At 66.7% G+C, this 19,185-nt stretch carries 15 protein-coding genes and 1 pseudogene; 8 read left to right on the forward strand and 8 right to left on the reverse strand.

What is annotated here, in order from left to right:
• Positions 1-113 precede the first annotated feature (113 nt).
• The 4 genes and pseudogenes from leuS (at position 114) to BG28_RS09265 (ending at position 7,143) form a co-directional block, all read left to right on the forward strand.
• Positions 114-2,560 (forward strand): annotated as a pseudogene (gene leuS, locus BG28_RS09250) (leucine--tRNA ligase).
• On the forward strand, positions 2,560-3,561 hold the full coding sequence (locus tag BG28_RS09255; RefSeq protein ID WP_036476035.1) for a DegV family protein: 1,002 nt from the start codon (positions 2,560-2,562) through the stop codon (positions 3,559-3,561). The pseudogene leuS and the gene BG28_RS09255 overlap by 1 nt, the downstream one beginning before the upstream one ends.
• A gap of 130 nt (positions 3,562-3,691) precedes the next feature.
• On the forward strand, positions 3,692-4,639 hold the full coding sequence (locus BG28_RS14455) for a ComEA family DNA-binding protein (RefSeq protein WP_051501251.1): 948 nt from the start codon (positions 3,692-3,694) through the stop codon (positions 4,637-4,639).
• Positions 4,636-7,143: a ComEC/Rec2 family competence protein gene (locus BG28_RS09265; RefSeq protein WP_051501252.1), complete on the forward strand. Its 2,508-nt coding sequence runs from the start codon at positions 4,636-4,638 to the stop codon at positions 7,141-7,143. The genes BG28_RS14455 and BG28_RS09265 overlap by 4 nt, the downstream gene beginning before the upstream one ends.
• Here the strand turns inward: BG28_RS09265 and BG28_RS09270 are convergent.
• The 4 genes from BG28_RS09270 to BG28_RS09285 all read right to left on the reverse strand — a co-directional run bounded on the left by BG28_RS09270 (position 7,100) and on the right by BG28_RS09285 (position 11,057).
• Positions 7,100-8,101 carry a class II glutamine amidotransferase gene (locus BG28_RS09270; protein ID WP_235181059.1) on the reverse strand — a complete coding sequence of 334 codons (1,002 nt, stop codon included), beginning with the start codon at positions 8,099-8,101 and terminating at the stop codon, positions 7,100-7,102. The two genes, BG28_RS09265 and BG28_RS09270, sit on opposite strands and share 44 nt — an antisense overlap.
• A gap of 364 nt (positions 8,102-8,465) precedes the next feature.
• Positions 8,466-8,768, reverse strand: a complete 303-nt coding sequence (locus BG28_RS09275) for an Lsr2 family protein (protein WP_036476036.1) — start codon at positions 8,766-8,768, stop codon at positions 8,466-8,468.
• 487 nt (positions 8,769-9,255) lie between these two features.
• Positions 9,256-9,903: a response regulator transcription factor gene (locus tag BG28_RS09280; RefSeq protein ID WP_036476037.1), complete on the reverse strand. Its 648-nt coding sequence runs from the start codon at positions 9,901-9,903 to the stop codon at positions 9,256-9,258.
• A complete protein-coding gene (locus BG28_RS09285; protein ID WP_036476038.1) occupies positions 9,900-11,057 on the reverse strand; it encodes a sensor histidine kinase in 1,158 nt (385 codons plus the stop codon). The genes BG28_RS09280 and BG28_RS09285 overlap by 4 nt, the downstream gene beginning before the upstream one ends.
• Before the next feature lie 161 nt (positions 11,058-11,218).
• Here BG28_RS09285 and BG28_RS09290 point away from each other — a divergent pair, with 161 nt between their 5' ends.
• Together BG28_RS09290 and BG28_RS09295 are read left to right on the forward strand one after the other, a co-directional pair.
• Positions 11,219-11,743 (forward strand): DUF6326 family protein, encoded by a 525-nt coding sequence (locus BG28_RS09290; protein WP_036476039.1) that lies wholly within the window; start codon positions 11,219-11,221, stop codon positions 11,741-11,743.
• Between the two features lie 526 nt (positions 11,744-12,269).
• Positions 12,270-13,262, forward strand: a complete 993-nt coding sequence (locus BG28_RS09295) for an NAD(P)-dependent alcohol dehydrogenase (protein ID WP_036476042.1) — start codon at positions 12,270-12,272, stop codon at positions 13,260-13,262.
• A 235-nt stretch (positions 13,263-13,497) separates the two neighbouring features.
• Here the strand turns inward: BG28_RS09295 and BG28_RS09300 are convergent, their stop codons facing one another.
• On the reverse strand, positions 13,498-14,205 hold the full coding sequence (locus BG28_RS09300; protein WP_036476043.1) for a transglycosylase family protein: 708 nt from the start codon (positions 14,203-14,205) through the stop codon (positions 13,498-13,500).
• Positions 14,206-14,680: 475 nt separating this feature from the next.
• Here BG28_RS09300 and BG28_RS09305 point away from each other — a divergent pair, with 475 nt between their 5' ends.
• Both BG28_RS09305 and BG28_RS09310 read left to right on the forward strand, forming a co-directional pair.
• Complete coding sequence (locus BG28_RS09305) at positions 14,681-15,154, forward strand: Lrp/AsnC family transcriptional regulator (protein ID WP_036476173.1); 474 nt, start codon at positions 14,681-14,683, stop codon at positions 15,152-15,154.
• A gap of 7 nt (positions 15,155-15,161) precedes the next feature.
• Positions 15,162-16,394 carry an MFS transporter gene (locus BG28_RS09310; protein ID WP_036476045.1) on the forward strand — a complete coding sequence of 411 codons (1,233 nt, stop codon included), beginning with the start codon at positions 15,162-15,164 and terminating at the stop codon, positions 16,392-16,394.
• Between the two features lie 4 nt (positions 16,395-16,398).
• On the opposite strand, the gene BG28_RS09315 is transcribed toward BG28_RS09310, so the two are convergent.
• The 3 genes from BG28_RS09315 to BG28_RS09325 all read right to left on the reverse strand — a co-directional run bounded on the left by BG28_RS09315 (position 16,399) and on the right by BG28_RS09325 (position 19,035).
• A complete protein-coding gene (locus BG28_RS09315; RefSeq protein ID WP_084479607.1) occupies positions 16,399-17,199 on the reverse strand; it encodes an ABC transporter ATP-binding protein in 801 nt (266 codons plus the stop codon).
• Positions 17,196-17,969 (reverse strand): ABC transporter permease, encoded by a 774-nt coding sequence (locus BG28_RS09320; RefSeq protein WP_200869320.1) that lies wholly within the window; start codon positions 17,967-17,969, stop codon positions 17,196-17,198. Before BG28_RS09320 ends, BG28_RS09315 begins: the two co-directional genes overlap by 4 nt.
• A gap of 124 nt (positions 17,970-18,093) precedes the next feature.
• Positions 18,094-19,035, reverse strand: a complete 942-nt coding sequence (locus tag BG28_RS09325; RefSeq protein WP_036476050.1) for an ABC transporter substrate-binding protein — start codon at positions 19,033-19,035, stop codon at positions 18,094-18,096.
• Positions 19,036-19,185 lie beyond the last annotated feature (150 nt).

A 19,185-nucleotide genomic window follows, 5' to 3' on the forward strand; every position in this document is an offset into this window, starting at 1 on the left:
CCCAGGTGAGCCACGCGAGCGAAACCGCTGCAGCCGATACCACTGCGACGCAGCCCAGCAGCCCTTCGGCTGACGCCCAGGGTGGCGAGAAGAAGCAGTACTCCTTCCAGGAGATGGAGGCCCGCTGGCTGCCCCTCTGGGAGGAACAGGGCACCTTCGTGGTGGACCCGGCGGACACCCGGGAGAAGAAGTACGTGCTGGACATGTTCCCGTACCCCTCCGGCGATCTGCACATGGGTCACGCCGAGGCCTTCGCCATCGGGGACATCCCCGCCCGGTACGCCCGGCTGCGCGGCTACAACGTGCTGCACCCGATCGGCTGGGACTCCTTCGGGCTGCCGGCCGAGAACGCGGCGATCAAGAACGACGCCCACCCTGCGGACTGGACCTACGCCAACATCGAGACCCAGGCGGCGTCCTTCAAGCGTTACGGGATCAGCACCGACTGGACCCGCCGGCTGCACACCTCCGACGAGTCCTACTACCGGTGGACCCAGTGGCTGTTCCTGCAGTTCTACAACAAGGGCCTGGCGTATAAGAAGGATTCCCCGGTCAACTGGTGCCCGAAGGACCAGACCGTGCTGGCCAATGAGCAGGTCGTCGAGGGTGCCTGTGAACGCTGCGGGACTGCGGTGATCAAGAAGTCGCTGAACCAGTGGTACTTCAAGATCACCGATTACGCCGACCGGCTCCTGGAGGACATGGACGAGCTCAAGGGCCACTGGCCCGACCGGGTGCTCTCGATGCAGCGCAACTGGATCGGCCGCTCCACCGGCGCCTCCGTGCGCTATCAGATCCCCGCCGCGCAGGGCGCGCCCGAGCACCCCCCGGTGGAGGTCTTCACCACCCGCCCCGACACCCTCTACGGGGTCACCTTCATGGTGGTCGCCGCCGACGCCGACCTGGCGATGGAACTGGTCACCGACGGTCAGCGCGACGAGCTTGAGGCCTACCGGGCCGCGCTGGGCAGCGTCTCCGACATCGAGCGCCAGTCCGCCGAGCGGGAACGCACCGGGGTCTTCCTGGGCCGCCATGCGATCCACCCGGTCACCGGTGAAGAGCTGCCCCTGTGGGCCTCGGACTATGTGCTCGCCGACTACGGCACCGGCGCCGTGATGGGCGTGCCCGCCCATGACCAGCGCGATCTGGAGTTCGCCCGCACCATGGGGCTGAAGGTCCGCGTGGTGGTCGACACCGGCGAAGAGGACCCGGCCGAGACCGGCATCGCCACCGCCGGTGAGGGCACCGCGATCAACTCCCCGGCCTGGGACGGGCTGAACAAGGACGCCGCGATCGCGCGCGCCATCGAGGTGCTCGCGGAGAATACGGTGGGCGAAGCAAGGTCAACTACCGACTGCGCGACTGGCTGCTCTCCCGGCAGCGCTTCTGGGGCGCGCCGATCCCGATCATCCACTGTGCCGACTGCGGCGAGGTCCCGGTGCCCGAGGACCAGCTGCCGGTGAAGCTGCCCACCGGCATGCGCGGCGAGCAGCTGGCGCCGAAGGGAAAGTCCCCGCTGGCCGGTGCCACCGACTGGGTCAACGTGGAGTGTCCCTCCTGCAGCGGCGCCGCCACCCGGGACACCGACACCATGGACACCTTCGTGGACTCCTCCTGGTACTACCTGCGCTATATCGACCCGAACAACGACGCCGAGATCTTCCCCAGCGAGGAGATCAACAAGTGGCTGCCGGTGGATCAGTACGTGGGCGGCGTCGAGCACGCCATCCTGCACCTGCTCTACTCCCGGTTCTTCACCAAGGTGCTCTTCGACCTGGGCCTGGTGAACTTCACCGAGCCGTTCAAGGCGCTGCTGAACCAGGGTCAGGTGCTCAACGGGGGCAAGGCCATGTCCAAGTCTCTGGGCAACGGGGTGAACCTCGGCGAGCAGCTCGACATCTACGGCGTCGACGCGATCCGGCTGACCATGGTCTTCGCCTCCCCGCCGGAGGACGACGTGGACTGGGCCGACGTCTCGCCCTCGGGCTCCGCGAAGTTCCTGGCCCGTGCCTGGCGCTTCGCCCAGGATGTCAGCTCCGAGGCCGGCGTCGACCCAGCCCATGGCGCCAAGGCGCTGCGCGTGGTCACCCACCGGACCATCCAGGACGCCGCGCAGCTGGTGGAGGACAAGAAGTTCAACGTGGTGATCGCTCGCACCATGGAGCTGGTCAACGCGGCCCGCAAGGAGATCGACTCCGGCGCCGGCGCGGCCGATCCTGCCGTGCGCGAGGCCGCCGAGGTCACCGCGCAGATCCTCTCCCTGGTCGCGCCCTACACCGCCGAGGACATGTGGGCCCTGCTCGGCCACCAGCCCTCGGTGGCGAACTCCGCCTGGCCCGCAGTGGATGAATCGCTGCTGGTCCAGGACACCGTCACCGCGGTGGTCCAGGTCAAGGGGAAGCTGCGAGACAAGCTGGAGGTCGCCGCAGACATCACCGAAGCCGAACTCGAGGCCCAGGCGTTGGCGCTGCCACGGATCCAGAAGTACATCGCCGAGGGTGGCGGAGTGCGCAAGGTGATCGTGCGTGCACCCAAGCTGGTCAACGTCGTGACGGGCTGATGAGCCCCCGGCCAGCAGAACGCTGCCAGCAGAGCCTGGCCCGATGGCGCAGCGCCCTCGAGGCCGACCTGTTGGCGCGGCGGGCTGCGGTGCCGGGGCGCAAACCCAATCTGCGCCGCAAGAAGGGGCGCATCGCGGTAGTGACCGACTCCTCCTGCTCGCTTCCGGTGGATCGTGGAACCCAGGAGGTGCTGCTGGGCCCGGTCGGGGTCAACGTCATCTCGGTGCCGATCCCGGTGATGATCGGGGATCAGATCTACCCGGAGACCAGTCACGAGCTGGACCGAGATCTGCCCCTGGCGCTGGCCCAGGGGAGCCCGGTGCGCACGTCTCGGCCGTCTCCGGGACGGTTGCTGGAGTCCTACGAGTCGCTGCGGGCCCAGGGCTACGCCGGGGTGGTGTCCATCCACCTCTCGGCGAAGCTCTCCGGCACCGTGGAGGCCGCCCGGCTGGCCGCGGGAGAGCTGGACTTTCCGGTCATCGTGGTCGATTCCCGCCAGGCCGGCCTGGGTCTGGGGCACAGCGTGATCGACGCGGCGATCACCGCGCAGCTCGGCGGATCCCTGGCGGCGGTCGCGGAGGCCGCGACACGCAGCGCCCACGCCGCAGAGACGATGTTCGTGCTGCCCAACCTGGACCAGCTGCGCCGCGGGGGACGGATCAACGCGATGTCCACACTGATCGGGGGACTGCTCTGGGTCAAGCCGCTGTTGCAGCTTACCGAGGGCGAGATCCAGCCCATGGAGCGTCCGCGCACCATGCCGCGCGCCCTGGAACGACTTCAGGCCCGGGTGGCGCAGCACGCCCACGGCATGGACGCGCCGCGCTTGGGAGTGCATGGATTCGGCAACCCGGCCCAGGCGCTGGAGCTGGCAGAGACGCTGGCCCCGCTCTCCGCGGCCCCGGTGCCGGTGGTGGACCTTCCCCCCGCCCTGGGCGCTCACCTCGGCCTGGGAGCGCTGGCCGTGTCGTTGAACCCGGCCCTGCCCACCACCTCCTGAGGCTGCGCACCAGGTTCTCCGGCTCGGACCGGTCTTCCCCAACCCTGGACTGAGGACGACGCCGCGGCCCGCTGCGCACAGCGGATGCTGAACCGCGCATCCGAGTCGATCACGGTCCTAGCGTGATCCCATGGAGGACCGAGCTGAGGAGCAGCTGACACGTCGGGAGCGGCTGCGCGCGGAGCGCGAAATCGAACACGCCGCCCCGGCCAGGATCCGGTTGAAGCTGGCCGGCGTGATCGTGATCGTCATCGCCCTGCTGAGCTGGCTCGCCGTGTCCTGGTTCAGCAGCACCGCTCCGTCGGGAGCGCCCACCCTGCCGGAACCCCCGCAGCTGCAGGGCGCGGAACATTCCGGAGCGGGCCCTGGTGGCGGCCCTGGAGACGGCCCCGGTGGCGCATCGGGTCAGGCCGATGCTTCTTCGATGCCGAACAGCCCCGGCGCCTCCGCCGTGACCGACACCGGGCCCGGCACCGGACCCGAGGGTGCCTCGGATGGGATGCAGAGCGCTGAGCCGGGTGCGCAGGAGACGAGCCTTGTGGTGGTCCACGTGGGCGGTGCGGTGGTGGACCCGGGCGTGGTGGAGCTCGCCGCCGGGGCACGTGTGCATGAGGCGATCGAGGCCGCAGGCGGAATCACCTCGAAGGCAGATCCAGGTGGGCTGAATCTCGCCGCGCCGGTTCAGGACGGCACTCAGATCTGGGTGCCCACACCGGAGGAGCTTGAGACCGGGACCGGACCCCCGGATACCGGGCAGGACTCACCCGGGCCGCCGGGGACGTTGCCCGGCTCTGGTCCGGGGACAGCGCCCGGCTCTGGTCCGGGGACAGCGCCCGGAACAGCACCCGCCCCGGGGGCAGGAGCAGCACCCGGGGCCGGTGCCGGTGACCTGATCAACCTCAACACCGCCGATGCCACAACACTTCAGGAGCTCCCCGGGATCGGACCGGCGCTCTCGGAGCGGATCATCAGTTACCGCGAGGCCAATGGCCCCTTCGGCTCGCTGGAAGAGCTTGCCGGGGTCAGCGGCATCGGGCCTGTGATCCTGGCGGATGCGGAGGGTCTGGTGACCTGGTGACGCCTGGGAAGCCGCTGGACCTGCGGCTGCTGCCCGCCGCGCTGGCCGCCTGGGCGGCGGCGCTCATGGCGGTGCATCTGCCGTGGGAGTCGGCGCTGCGGCTGGGCTGGAGCTTCCTGGGTGGTGCCGCGCTGCTGGGCCTCAGTGCCGGTCTGTTCACGCGGCTCGTTGCCCATCCGGTGACGCTGCATGCGCTGCTGTGCTGCGTCTTGGTAGGAGTCGTCGCGCTCCAGGCGGGGACAGACGCTCGGGCGCATGCGATGAGCGGATGGGTGCAGGCGGTGCAGGGCGACGCCCCGGTCATGGTGACGCTGCGGATCTCTGGCCAACCGCAGCTGCTGGCCACCCCGGGGTTCGGCGGTGAGGCACGGGTCATGGCCCACGGGGTCGTGGAGACGGCGACCATGATGGGGGAGCCGCTTCCCGTCCTTGTAGATGCTCCGGTGGTGATGATTCAAGCTGTCTCAGCGGACTTCGACCCTGAGAACCCAGGAGAACCTGAACCCGCGCCCGGTGAGACACCCGTCGAGGACTCTGTCGAGGACCTCGTCGATGTGTCCGGCGGTAAGACTGCCGCACGGGGCCTGCCGCTCATCACGGGTCAGCGCTATCAGGGGCTGGTGAAGCTCAGCCCCACTGACCCGGGCCAGCGGGAGACCGCTGTGCTCTTTCCGTTCGGGGAGGAGCTGGAACGGCTCCCCGCAGATCCTCGCGCCGAGTTCACCGAGATCTTCAACGAACTGCGCTCTGCCACCGTGGCCGCGTCCTCCCACGCGGTGGGCGACGCTCCGGGACTGCTGCCGGGGCTGATCCTGGGAGACCGGACACACCAGGATCAGGAGGTCCGCGAGGCGATGCGCGCGGCGGGCCTGAGCCACCTGACCGCGGTGAGCGGAGCAAACTGCGCGCTGGTCATGGGCGCTCTGATGGGAATCGTGCGCCTGATGCGGGCACCGCGCTGGATGACTGTCCCGGTGGCGCTGATCGGGCTGGTGCTGTTCGTGCTGCTGGTACACCCTGAGCCCAGCGTGATCCGAGCCGGAGTGATGGGCAGCATCGCCGCGTTCTCGCTCTTCGCCGGGCGCGGTCGCTCCGCGTTCTCGCTGCTCTGCCTCTGCGTGCTGGGCCTGCTGGTGTTTGACCCGTTCTACGCCACCGAACCGGCGTTCCAGCTCAGCGCGGCGGCCACGGCCGGGATCGTAGTGATCGGAACGCGGATCCGGGAGCGCCTGGAGAGGTTTCTGCCAGCGGTGCTGGCGGCGCCGCTGGCACTGGCGTTCTCTGCGCAGCTCTTCGTCACCCCGGTGCTGCTGCCGCTCTCGGCGGCGATGAACACCTACGCGGTGCCTGCCAATGTGCTGGCCGCACCCTTCGTGCCCTTCATCACCGTTCCGGGGACCTTCGCGGCGGTGACCTCCACGACCCTGCCCTGGCTGGCGGTCCCGATCCTGTGGTGCTGCGGGTTGGCGGCGGCCTGTCTCGGAGTGATCGGCAGGTTCGCGGCCGGGCTCCCACAGGCCACTGCCCCATGGCCCGAAGGTCCGGTGGGCTGGGGACTGGTGACGCTCTACATCTGCGCAGTCCTGGTGCTGGCCTGGGCCTTGGTGGATCGGTTCCGCCGCTGGCATGTGGTGCTCCTGGCGGCGGCCGCGGGGGCGATGCTGGCACTGGTGCTGCCGGTGACGGCCCTGGCGCCCACGCGCAGTCCCGATCAGTGGCGGGTGGCGCTGTGCGATGTGGGGCAGGGCGACATGTTGGTGGTGCGCACTCGCGAGTCCGCCGGCGTCGTGGTGGACACGGGGGAGGACCCGGTGCTGGCAGATCAGTGCCTTCAGAAGCTGGGGTTGGACACCGTCGAGGCGCTGCTGCTGACCCATGAACATCGCGACCATTATGGCGGGACCCCCGGGGTGATCCAGGACCGCGCCTCGGGATTTGTTCTGCATGCTGGGAGTGCCGAGTGGGACGTGGCGCAGGAGGTCGAGTCCGTGGGGGAGCTGCGCGTCCCGGTGCGCCGTCCCGAGGTCGGCGAGACCTTCGACTTCACCCAGGGGCTCAACGTGCGGCTGACCGTGTGGGCTGCTGAGGCGCACCATGCGGAGGCCAATGACAACTCTCTGGTGGCACTCTTCGAAATCGCGGACCCCGATCTTCCGGAAGGATCGGTGGGCTCACGAGGTCAGCCGCTGCGGTTGCTGACTCTTGGGGACATGGAGGAGGAGGTGGCCGCGTCGTTGCTGCGTCGGGTGGGCACGCCGCAGGACATCCACGTTCTGAAGGTGTCTCATCACGGGGCCTCGAACGGAGGCACCGAGGTCTTGGAGGCGACCCGGCCTGCGGTGGCGCTCATCGGGGTAGGGGAGGAGAACAGCTATGGGCACCCGTCTGCGGAGATCCTGAGCGCATTGGAGGAGCTCGGGACCGCGGTCTATCGCACCGATCAGCACGGCACCGTGGTGTTCACCTTAGGAGCTGACGGGGTTTCGGCGGCTGTGGTGCACTGACGGCCCCGTTGGTGCAGGGCTCTGGACGAGGCCGAGCGAGCAGCGCTGAGGGGCTATGCCGACAGGTGATTGAGACGACAGACGCCGGCGACGAGTCCGGTGCTGCCGAAACCTCAGAGTGCCGCGGTGTGCAGAGCAGATGGTGCAAACGGGTGCAGCTCGATCTCACCTCCGTGGACGATGACGCACGTGGATTCGGGTACTTCCTGCCAGGCGCCGCGGAGATCACCCAGCGGTTCCGAGACGACGAGCCGGGTGCCTTGGAGAGTCCACGGAGCGGCAGGTGGTCCGAGTGCTGAGCTTGCAGGGTCGCGATGTCGTTGCTGTGGAAGAGCGACCGAGAGTTGCCCTCGCTGGAGTAGCGGAAGGCCCAGGTCGTGTCGCCGTTGGTGGCGGCGACCGTCATCTGGACGGGGTGTTCGACGCCGTGGCGCCGTCCGGCGTCCTCAATGAATTCCACTGCCTCGGCGACTGCGGTGCGCGGGTTTCGTTCCAGCCCGAATGTCAGTGCGAGGTAGAAGAACAGTTCAGAGTCCGTGGATCCTTCGATCTCGGGATAGAGGTCGGGCTCGACCGCCATGGCCATATCTCGCTTCAGCTTCGGGAAGTCCGCGAGCACTCCGTTGTGCATCCAGAGCCACTGGTTGTGCCGGAACGGGTGGCAGTTCGTCTGTTGGACAGCCGTGCCCGTCGTGGCGCGGATGTGCGCGAAGACGCGGCCTGCGGAGGCCTGCCCAGCGAGCTCACGGAGGTTGCGGTCGTGCCAGGCAGGTTCTGTGCTGCGGAATACCCCGGGAATAGGTTCGGTGCCGTACCAGCCGACGCCGAACCCGTCCCCATTGGTGGTCTCGACACCCATGCGCGAGTGTTTGCTCTGCATCACAAGGGAGTTTGCGGGTTTGTAGAGCAGGTCATCGAGCCGGACGGGGGAACCTGAATACGCTAGCCAGCGACACATGTCGTCTCCTTAGGGTCGGGCAGGATGTCCTTGCCGTGACGGAGCCCGTCCATCGGCCCTCGTCCACCCGGTCCAAGCTACGCTGGAGACGTCCACATCCCACTGTCACCGGCGCTTCGACGCCCCGTCAGCCCGTCACATCCTCATCCTACGCGCGAGTGAGATGAGACACATCCCCTGCGAAGCGTGCCCTCGAGTCAGGGGGACTAGATGCGTGAGGACCCGCCGTTGGTCCCGCCACTGAAACCGGGACAGACCAGAGTCTCCATCAAAACCAGGGCGGTTCACAGAGACGTGCACTAAAAGTGAGTGGAGTCTGCAGGCGCAGGTTCCAGACTCCACTCACCGACGCGCTTGTCGCTGGCTAGCGCTTCTTGGCGTTGCGATAGGCCTCCACGACTTCCCGATGCAGCCGGCCTCTCGAAGAGACCTTGAAACCGTTGTTCACCGCCCACTCACGAATCTGACGAGCCTCGTTCTGCGGTGACGGAGGGGCAATGACCCGACTCTTGCTGATGTACTGCTTCAACGACTCACGCAGCTCCTTAGCGTGCTGATCGCTGAGATCAATTTCGTAATACCGAGCATCCAGACCAAAAGTCACCGTCTCCTTTGCTTCACTGCCGTCAAGATCATCGACAAGCACCACTTCGATTCTCTGAGCCATATCCAAACACCTCATTGCCTCACCGACGATGAGGAAGCAACTGCCTCACCTGTCGTACCGACTTCTGCAAGTGAAAGTCATGCAGAAGGTATAGCTGATAGTGATTACGCCGGGGATGCGTCCAGCGTTCAATCGTGTTGCGAATAAAAATACGTTTCTGAAAAACAAGGGGATGGCCGGCCCTGCGTAACCCGGTGCGAGCTGTGGTTCCGTGGGAGCCGAACAAGGACGCTGACGAACCTGTGGAATCAGCTATACGCCCGTTGTATCGGCGAGGCGGACTGCCCGACCTGTGGCTGTAAGGAACTGGTCAGCGACCCGCTGACGGAGCTTCACCCTAGGCAGCGCTGGAGACAGCCCAGCGATTCGGACAGGTCTTATGCATTCCCGCAGGATTGTTATCGCCTTTCTGGAGTGGGTATTCGCTCCCTCCGCGGCGCCTGGGGGCGCGGGCTCAGGGCCAACCCTGGCGGGGCCCTTCACAGGCTCAGATGCGGCCGGTCTCGTGGGCCCACATGGCGACCTCGACACGATTGCGGGCGCCGAGCTTGCGCATCAGGCTGGCGAGGTGGGCTTTGACGGTGCTCGGGGTGATGTAGAGCTCGCGGGCGATCTCATTATTGGTCCGGCCTTGGGCTACCGGCAGCAGGACCTCCTCCTCGCGGGCGGTGAGCGGTTCTATCGGCTGCCTCGGTGGCGTGGTCTGTGCATCGGCGAAAGCTGCGAGCAGTCGGACCGTCACGCTGGGTGCGATCAGCGCGTCTCCATCGGCGGCGGCATGGATGGCCTGGGTCAACAGGGCGGGTCCGGCATCCTTGAGCAGGAACCCGCGGGCGCCGGCCTTGAGAGCCCCGTGCACGTACTCGTCGAGGTCGAAGGTGGTGATGACGACGATCGGCAGGGGGTCCGTGACGTCGGGGCCAGCGAGGCGCCGGGTGGCTTCGATGCCGTCCATCAGCGGCATGCGGATGTCGAACAGGCCGACGTCGGGGCGCAGCTGGCGCGCCAGGCGGACTGCCTCGCGCCCGTCTGCGGCCGCGCCGACCACTTCGATCCCGGGTTGCGCCTCGAGCAGCATGCTCAGCCCGGTGCGCACGATGGGCTGGTCGTCGGCGATCAGGACCCTGATGCTCATCCGGGAGCCCCGTTTCGGGGCAGAACCGCCTCGACCCGCCAGCCCCTCGCCGCGGGGCCTGCCTGGAAGCTGCCGCCGAGCAGTGAGGCGCGTTCCCGCATGCCGATCAGCCCGTAGCCCACCAGACCGTAGCCTGCTGGGGCGCGGCCGCTGACGGGGGCGCCGTCGTCGTCGATGGTCAGCCGCACCTGGTCGGCCTCGCCCGTGACGGCGACGATGACCCGGGTCGCGTGGCGGGCATGCCGTCGGGCGTTGGTGACGGACTCCTGGGCCAGGCGGTAGATCGCGGCCCTGACCGCTGGGCTGAGGTCGTCGAACTCTCCGGAGAGGGTCACCGTGACACTGGGCCGTGTCTGCGCGTCGGTGGCCAGCTGCTGGATCTCAGCCATGCCGGGCTGCGGCGCGAACTCGGTGTCCTGCGAGGCGCGAAGCACGCCGACGATGTCGCGCAGCTCGGTGAGCGTCCGGGTCGCTGCGTCCTCGATGGTGACCAGGGCCTCGATGGCACGTTCGGGGTGGGAGGCTGCGATGGCGCGTCCTGCTTGGGCCTGGATGGCGATGCCCGAGACGTGGTGGGCCACGGTGTCGTGGAGTTCACGAGCGAGCTGTTCGCGTTCCCGGGCCTTGGCCTGGTCGACGTCGCGGATGTGAATCTTCGTGCGATACCGGATCGCGGCGCCCAGCGCGGCGGCGAACAGGAAGAACCCATATCCGGCGACTGCTCCCCAGAGGCTGACGGGGTCGGCGACGTTGGTGATGGGCAGCCAGAGCAGGATGATGCCGAGGCCGCTTGCGGCCTCTCGACCGGAGCCCCACCGGAACAGCGCATATGCCAGGATCAGCGCCGCCGACATGCTGTTCAGCATGCCGCCTTCGGATCCGGTGAGAATTCTGACGGAGTCGACCACGGTCCACGTGCCGAAGCAGGCGGCGACTGCGAGGAGCGGGTGCGCGCGTCTCCACAGCAGCGGGCCGAGGACTGCGAGCACCGCGAGCAGCAGCAGCGCCAGTGGCGCCAGGTCCTCGCGAAGCGCGACTTCCACCACGGACCAGCAGAACAGCGCGGCGACCAAGGCCCAGTCCCGCGACCCCCGGGCCGGGGCGTTCGTGGGTCGAGGTTCGGCCCACAGCGAGCGGAGCGCGTTGGTCGCCATCTGATCAGCCTAGACAGCCCGTGGGCTCGGTGCATCCGCCGAAAGTACCAGAGCCCGACTGTGCCAACGGCCAGGTCGATTCAGGCTCCACGGCTGATGTGCCCGACGCAGGTATCCGAGACGCTGGAAGCCCCCACCCGATCCAGCCAAGGAGCATGGTGATGAGAACACCTCAATCCCCCGCCACGATGAAGAATCCGTCGTCCGAGAGCCCGCTGGAACATCTGCGCATGCCGGTGCAGGCCACACTCGCAGCGGCATGGACCAGCGTCATGTTCCTCTACATCTACGTCGACTACCTCGCCCTGTACAAGCCGGGCGTCGTCGACGACATCCTGGCCGGCGTCGTCCACGAGTTCGACACCGGCCCCGCCTTTCTCGCCCTTGGGCTTACGCTCATGGCCATCCCGAGCCTCATGATCCTGCTCTCCATGACACTGCCCGCGCGGACCAACCGCACCCTGAACCTGGTCGTCGCAACGCTCTTCATCCCCGTCTCGATCTATAACGCGGATGGGGAGTCCTGGGCCTACTCCTACTTCTACGGCCTCTCGATCGGCCTCGAGGTCTTGATCCTGGCCTTCATCCTGCGCATCGCCTGGACCTGGCCCCGCCGCACCGCCTCACCGGCGCCCCTGGCGGTCAGCGTCGAGGGCGAGCCGGTCCGCACGCCCCGGCAGGCATGACGGTGCGCACTGCGCAGCAGCCTTCGCCCACACCGCCTCCAGGCACGGTCAAGGGTTGTCCGGTCCGCGGTCCTAGCGGTCCCGCACCGGAGACAAGTACGTTTGCAGGAGTCCCCTCGGGCAGCGCATCCACTCACGAAGAAGAGCCGGACTGTTGCGCCGATCAGGAATGTTGGCGGTTATCGGGACCCACGGCATGTAAGCGGGCTCGAGCACACCTGCACGCTCAACCAACCCATCCAACGCGCACACCGCGGGGCACATCCGAAGCCGCAGGGCATCGTGGTCACCGCCCATGCACTGCACGCCGGCGCGGCGAGCCCGTCGCTGGAGACCGCGCCCCGAGGTCATCCAGCACCCAGCATTCAGCAACCCCGCCACCCGGCTCTGGCGGGTCAGGGCCAAGTCGGTCAGACCACCCCAGCGATCGTCCCACTACCAGTGATGGGAGAACGGCATGACATCGCAGAGGCACCACGCCACCACGAGCGGCGAGCCGCACGCTTCGCACCGGGAAGGCGTCTTGATGCAAGCCATGGTGCAGAAGGGGTACGGCTCCACGGAAGTCTTCGACCTCGCAGAGATCGAGCGCCCCAGGATCGCCGAGGACGAAGTACTGGTGCGCGTTCGCGCAGCGGGCCTCGACCGCGGAACCTGGCACATGATGGCTGGCCGACCATACTTGCTCCGGGTGATCGGTTTCGGCTTTCGCAGACCAAAGAACCCCGTGCCGGGAATCGACGTCGCCGGAACAGTGGCTGAGGTGGGTTCCGCGGTGACCAGGTTCGCTGTCGGTCAACCGGTCTACGGGATGTCCCGAGGCTCCTTCGCCGAATATGCTGCCGTTCTGGAGACCAAGCTGGCCGAAAAGCCGGCGAACCTGACTTTCGAACAGGCCGCCGTCGTTCCCATCTCCGCCGGCACAGCCCTCCAGGCGCTGAGCGACTCTGGCCGGGTGGAGCAGGGCGAGAGGGTGCTGGTACTGGGTGCCTCCGGCGGTGTCGGCAGTTTCGCCGTGCAACTGGCCAAGGCATTCGGCGCGGAGGTGACGGGCGTCTGCAGCCCCGGCAAGCAGGACTTCGTGCGATCCCTCGGCGCTGATCATGTCATCGACTACACCCGGGAGGACTTCGCGGACGGTTCGAACCACTACGACCTGATCCTCGACATCGCCGGCAATCCCCCTCTCGCTCGGCTGCGGCGCGCCCTGGCGCCCAACGGGACCGCCGTCGTCGTCGGCGGTGAGGAAGGCGGTGACTGGACCGGTGGGTTCGGGAGAAGCCTGCGGGCGCCGCTGCTCGCGCGATTCGTGAGGCAGCGGCTCACAATGCTTGCGTCCAAGGAACGCGGAAGTGACCTGGAACGGCTCGCGGAGCACTTCAAGAACGGCACGGTCACGCCGCGTGTGGACCGTACCTTTCCCCTGGCGCAGGTTCCAGAGGCGATGCGGCATCTCGAAGCCGGAGACGTGCGCGGCAAGATCGTGATCACCGTGGTCACCGACGAAGCACGCTCATAGCCGCTTCTGGCCCAGGACAGGAACGAGCGATATCGCCATCGAGAAGCTTCAGGATTGCTGCCATCGCACGGCTGGGGCAAGTGTCGTGACGCCGCGAGAGCGCCGTCGCGCTCTGGTCTCGAGGGCAGATCTGCGGTTCTTGCGTGATGAATCTGGTGCCAGTGGACACACTACTAGGGGGCGTCAGCTATGCGCTGACGCCCCCTAATGGTGTGCCTGCTGGCACAAAGTTGAATCAGCCTGCTGCGGGCAGCTTCAGCTGATCGCCGACGAAGATCAGGTTGGGATCCTGGACGGTGTCGGTGTTGGCGTTCCAGATGTCTTTCCAGTCCAGGCCGAGAGCGTTGGCGATGCTGGAGAGCGAGTCGCCTGCCTGCACGGAGTAGGTCTCGCCGGAGGTCTGAACCTCAACCTGCTGCGGTGCCTGCTCGACCGGAGCCTGCTCCACGGGTGCTGGCTCAGGGGCGGGTGCCGGTGCTGGCTCAGGGGCCGGTGCAGGCTCGGGTGCCGGTGCGGGCTCAGGAGCGGGTGCTGGCTCGGGGGCCGGTGCCTGCTCCTGGGGAGCGGACTGCGCGGGAGTGGTGGAGCCGCCGCCGCCCGGGTTGCCGGAGAGGCCAAGCTGCGAGGTGCAGGAAGGCCATGCGCCCCAGCCCTGGATCTCCCAGAGCTGGTGTGCGCGGCTGATCTGCTCGGACTTGCTGGCGTCGCTGGGGAGACCGGAGCCGCCCACTGCCTGCCAGGACTGCTGGGAGAACTGCAGGCCGCCGTAGTAGCCGTTTCCGGTGTTGATCGACCAGTTGCCGTTGGACTCGCACTCGGCGAGCTGGTCCCACTGGCCGGAGGCGCTTGCGGCAGGAGCCTGTGCGACGACGGCTGCGCCGGCGAGCGTGGCAGCTGCGAGGCTTCCGCCGAGAACCTTTTTGAAAGTCTGCTTGGTCTGCATGAGAGTTGAGTCCCGAAGTCCCTGCACTCGTGACCCTCCCGGGCCGTCCTCGTGTCACCGTCCGCCTTCATGTATGTGTAGCGGTCAAGTTTCACCTGGGTCAGCGTGGACGGTGGTGGGTGGCTGACTCGGGTGCTTCCTGAATGCCGTGTGTGGGTCTGGGAACGGAGACCCAGTCGTCACAGCGGAATCACGGAAGATGTCCGTTAACCAGTAAAAGGTCTCGATTTGATTGCGTCAACCGGGGTTCGGGTGACTTCGAACACCCAAAAACCCCGGAATCGCGCGGAAATTGCTTCGTTACCTGGCCGTTATCAACGTTCCTGTGAATAACATGTGAGTGATGTAACCGTGATGCGCCAAGGGTGTGGAATTGCGACTGAGCCCTGGCTCGGCCCAGAGGAGCGGCTTCCACCATGTGGGAATTTTGGTGCGCGAACCGCCAAAGTATCGAATCCGGTGCAAGAATCAGATGATGGACGGTGTGGATCGCGCAATCATTTCTGCGCTGCGAGAAGACGGACGGATTCCCAACGCGGCGTTGGCCCAGAAGGTCGGACTCACCGCCGGGCCCTGCCTGCGCCGAGTCCAGCGGCTCGAGGCTGAGGGTGTCATCTTGGGTTATACCGCTGACATCAACCCCGAAGCCCTGGGACAGTCCTTCGAGGTCGGTCTGGACATCGAGCTCAAATGGGGCGACCGGGAGACCGTGGAGCGGTTTGAGGACACCATGGCGAGCTACGAGGAGGTCCTCGAGCTGCTCCGGCTCTTCGGCTCGCCGGACTATTTCGCTCGCGTCGCGGTGGCGGATCTGCATGCCTACGAGCGGTTCCTCACCAAGAAGGTGCTGACCATTCCCGGGGTTCAGGGCACAGACTCCGCCTTCCCGATGAAGATCATCAAGAGCCAGCGCCCGCATCTGAACACCGGGAAGTCCTTCGACGAGTGAGTCGCGCATGAGCGCGGCCGAGGAGTCCTCGCCTCGGGGTCTGCCGCAGCTGCTGATGATCGTCACGGTCCTGATCGTGGCGGCGAATCTGCGTCCGGCGATCACCGCCGTAGGTCCGCTCATCGAACGGATCGGTGAGGACACCGGTCTCGGTCCGGCAGCCCTTGGACTCCTCGGCGCCATCCCGGCCCTGGGATTCGGCGTTGTCGCGCTCTTCATCGCGGCGCTTGGGCGTCGCTGGGGGCTCGAGCGGACCATCTTCATCTCGCTGCTGCTGCTGGGACTCGGCACGCTGCTGCGGTCCATGCCCTTGGGGGCCTTCTCGCTCTTCGCCGGCACGATCATCCTCAGCGCCGCCATCGGGGTGGGCAATGTGCTGGTCCCTGCGGTGGTCAAACGTGACTTTCCCGCCCGGGTCCCGGTCATGACCGGGCTCTACACAGCGGTGCTCGTCGGCTGCGCCGCGGTGGCCTCCGGCACAGCGGTGCCGGTGGCCGCGGCCAAGGGCTGGGAGTTCACACTCGGGGTCTCGGCGATCTTCGCGCTGCTCTCCGCCGCCCTCTGGGGAGTCCGGCTCAAGGGGAGCCGGCGGACCGGCTCCGCCACGGCCTCCCGCGGGCTCGGCACGATGGTCCCCGACCCAGCGCCGCCCGCTTCGGGCTCCCACGGTGGCACGATGTGGCGCTCCGCGGTCGCCTGGCAGGTCACCGCCTACTTCGCACTGCAATCGGGCATCTTCTACCTGATGCTCACCTGGTTCCCCGCCATCCAGACCTCCCATGGCGTGACCGAGGCCGCCGCCGGCTTCTGGCTCGGCGCCTATCAGGCCATCGGGATCCTCGCGAGCCTGGTGGTGGGACCGATCATGCAGCGTGCCCAGGACCAGCGCGCGGTCATCGTCGTGCTGGCGGGCATCATGTTCCTCGGGGTGCTCGGGATCCTGTTCTTCCCCGTCGCCATGCCCGCCTGGGCGCTGATCGTGGGCTTCGCCTCCGGCGGCAACCTCCTGGCCGGACTGACCCTGATCAGCATGCGCGCCAGGACCTCCGGGGAAGCAAGTCGTCTCTCCGGAATGGCCCAGGGCGTGGGGTACCTGCTGGCCGCCGTGGGTCCGCTGCTGGCCGGCACGCTGTTCGAGTTCACCGGCTCCTGGTCCCCGGTGCTGTGCATCATCGCGGTCGCCGTCGTCGTGATGGCGGTGGTGGGACTCTTTGCCGGACGCAGGGTCGACGTGCTCTGATCAATCACGCCTGCGCGTGGACCTCCTGTGAGATCAGGCGCTCCAGATCGGTGAACTCGACGCTGGTCGGGTCGCGATCTGTTCCGAGGGTGACATCGAAGATGCGTCGGATGTGACCAGGAATCCCATGGGACAAGCCGCCGGTCATGATGACCACGCGATCAGCGAGTCGCACCGCCTCTTCGATGCTGTGCGTCACGAACAGGACGGTGGTCCCCACGGAGCGTCTGATCCGGGACAGGTCCGACTGCATCTGTTCCCGAGTGAGCGCGTCCAAGGCCCCGAAAGGCTCGTCCATGAGCATCACCGTGGGCCTGTTCGCCAGGACTCGAGCGATCGCCACCCGCTGCTGCATGCCGCCGGAGAGCTGATGCGGGTACTTGTCCCTGACTCGGCCCAGCCCCACCAGATCCAGGTACTGCTCGACCAGACCGCGCCTCTCGACACGGGGAAGTCCCTTCTCCTTCGGTCCCAGCTCGACGTTCTCCGCGACCGTGAGCCACGGAAACAGGCCATAGTCCTGGAAGACGAATCCACGGTCAGGGCCGGGGGAGGAGACGTGCTTGCCGTCGAGCGTGATCTCGCCCTCAGAATGCGACTCGAACCCGGCGATCATCCGGAGCACGGTGCTCTTTCCACAGCCGCTCGCACCCACGATGGCGACCAGCTCACCGGGACTGACCTCCAGGTCGAATCCCTGCATGGCGAAGGGTCCTTCGCCGTATCTCTTGCCGACATTGGCGAATGACAGTGCGCCGGTGGTGGTCTGGTTCGCGCTCGATGTCGATTCAGCTGTCGTGCTCATGAGATCTCCTGGAGGACGGGGCGGTTGCGGGAGATGACCTTCAGTGCAAGGACCAGGAACCGGTCGGAGAGGAACCCGAGAATTCCGATGATGATCATTCCGGACATGATCAGGTCGATCTGTGACACGACTCGGCCTTCCATGATCATCGCGCCCAGTCCGATGTTGACGCCGGTCATCTCACCGACCACCAGCAGTGCCCACGCCAGACCGAGGCCCACCCTGAGTCCACTGAAGATGCCCGGAACCGAGGCGGGCGCGACGACGTAGATGAGCCGCTTCCAGGGCTTCATGCCCAACATGGCGGCGGCCTCCAGAAGCCGCGGGGGCACCTGGGCAGCGGCGGCCGATGTGCTGATCAGCATGGGGAAGAAGGCCGCGAGGAAGACCAGGAAGATCGCCGAGCGGTCGCCGATCCCGATGACGATCAGCGCCAGCGGCGCCCAGGCGGTCACGGGTATGGGGCGCACGATGTTGATCAACGGTTCAAAGAGCTGAGTGACGGTCCTGGATCGTCCCAGCAGGATCCCAAAGGGCACGGCGAACGCGGCCGCGAGGGCGAATCCGCTCCCTGCACGAACAAGTGAGGCCCAGATGTGTCTCCAGATGTCCCCGCTGTAGGGTCCGGGGACCAGACCGCCGAAGAAGAGGTCCGCGAGTCGAATACCCACCTGAGACGGAGTGGGCAGCTGTGCCATGCGAATGCCGAAGGGCAGATTCCAACCGAACTGGACTCCCAGGCTCCAGAACACGAGCACTGCGAGCGGCACCGGGAGAGCCAGCAGAAGCGCCCTCGGTGACCACCGCCGACGTCTGGGAGTCGCCGGCTCGTGTCTCGGCGGAGCTTCTCGTACATCTGGGGAGGTCGTGGGTGCGATGGCTGTCATGACGGCCTCACTCCATCTCGGTGACGACGTCATCGGCCACGGGTGCCTCAGAGATGATCTCGAGCTCTTGCATCTGCAGAGCCAGCTCGTCGATGTTGCCGCGATACTCCTCGTCGATGTCTGAACGCAGCCAGATGTTCTCCACCGCCTGCTCCAGCACCTCGTTCTCGAAGGAGAACTGCCCCTGGACGGCTTCTATCCACTCGCTGGGGTTGGCCTCGAGGTGAGCCGTCGCCTCCTCATGGATGCCGAGCAGCTCATTGACGAGCTCGGGATTCTCTTCGGCAAGCGTTCCGGTGGTCGCCAGGCCGATGTTCACCGGACCAAGGGGCGTGGTGTAGATGTCCTCGACCGGTTCGGCTCCATCCAGGAGCGAGAGCGAGACGCCGACCTCGGCTCCCGCGAAGGCGTCGATGTCGCCGCTGCTCAGGGCTTCGTGCATATCGGCGTACCCCAGGTTGACCATGTTGATGTCGGTGTCAGGGTCCAGTCCGGCTTCTTCTGCGAGGAGCCGGAACGCCATCTCCTGTGAGGAACCGGGGACATACCCCACAGTTCTGCCTTCGAGGTCGGGGACCCCCTCGATCTCGGCATCACCGATCAGACCGCTGCCGCCGTCGGCGCCGGAGGCGATCAATGTGATGTCGGACCCCTCCGAGACCCCCGTGATCACCGTCGGGACACCCATGAGGGCGAAGTCCACGTCACCGGAGAGCAAAGCGGTCATCTGGTCGGTGGAGGTGTCCATCGGCACTACTTCGATGGTCGTGCCTTCGGGTGCGAAGTCTTCGTAGGCGTAGGGGGCATACAGGTGTGGCTGACGCTGGGTGGCGATGCTGATGACGTCGTCATCTTCTCGGTCGGGTTCGCCGGTGCATCCGGTCAGGGCCAGAGCGGAGGTCATGACGACGGCGGTGAACGTAGTCGTCCGCAGAGCAGTGATGTTCATGGTCCCATTTCCTGAGGCTGAATCTTCTGAACGTGAATGGAGTGGTCTGCGCAGGACGGAGAGCACCCGGAGACGTGTGTATCCGCAGTTGTGGACGCGGTCGTATACACGTTTTGAAGCCTAGGGAGCCGGTGTTTCAGCGGCATTACT

Origin of the sequence: Nesterenkonia sp. AN1 (genome assembly GCF_000582475.1) — a bacterium.
GTDB lineage: Bacteria > Actinomycetota > Actinomycetes > Actinomycetales > Micrococcaceae > Nesterenkonia > Nesterenkonia aurantiaca.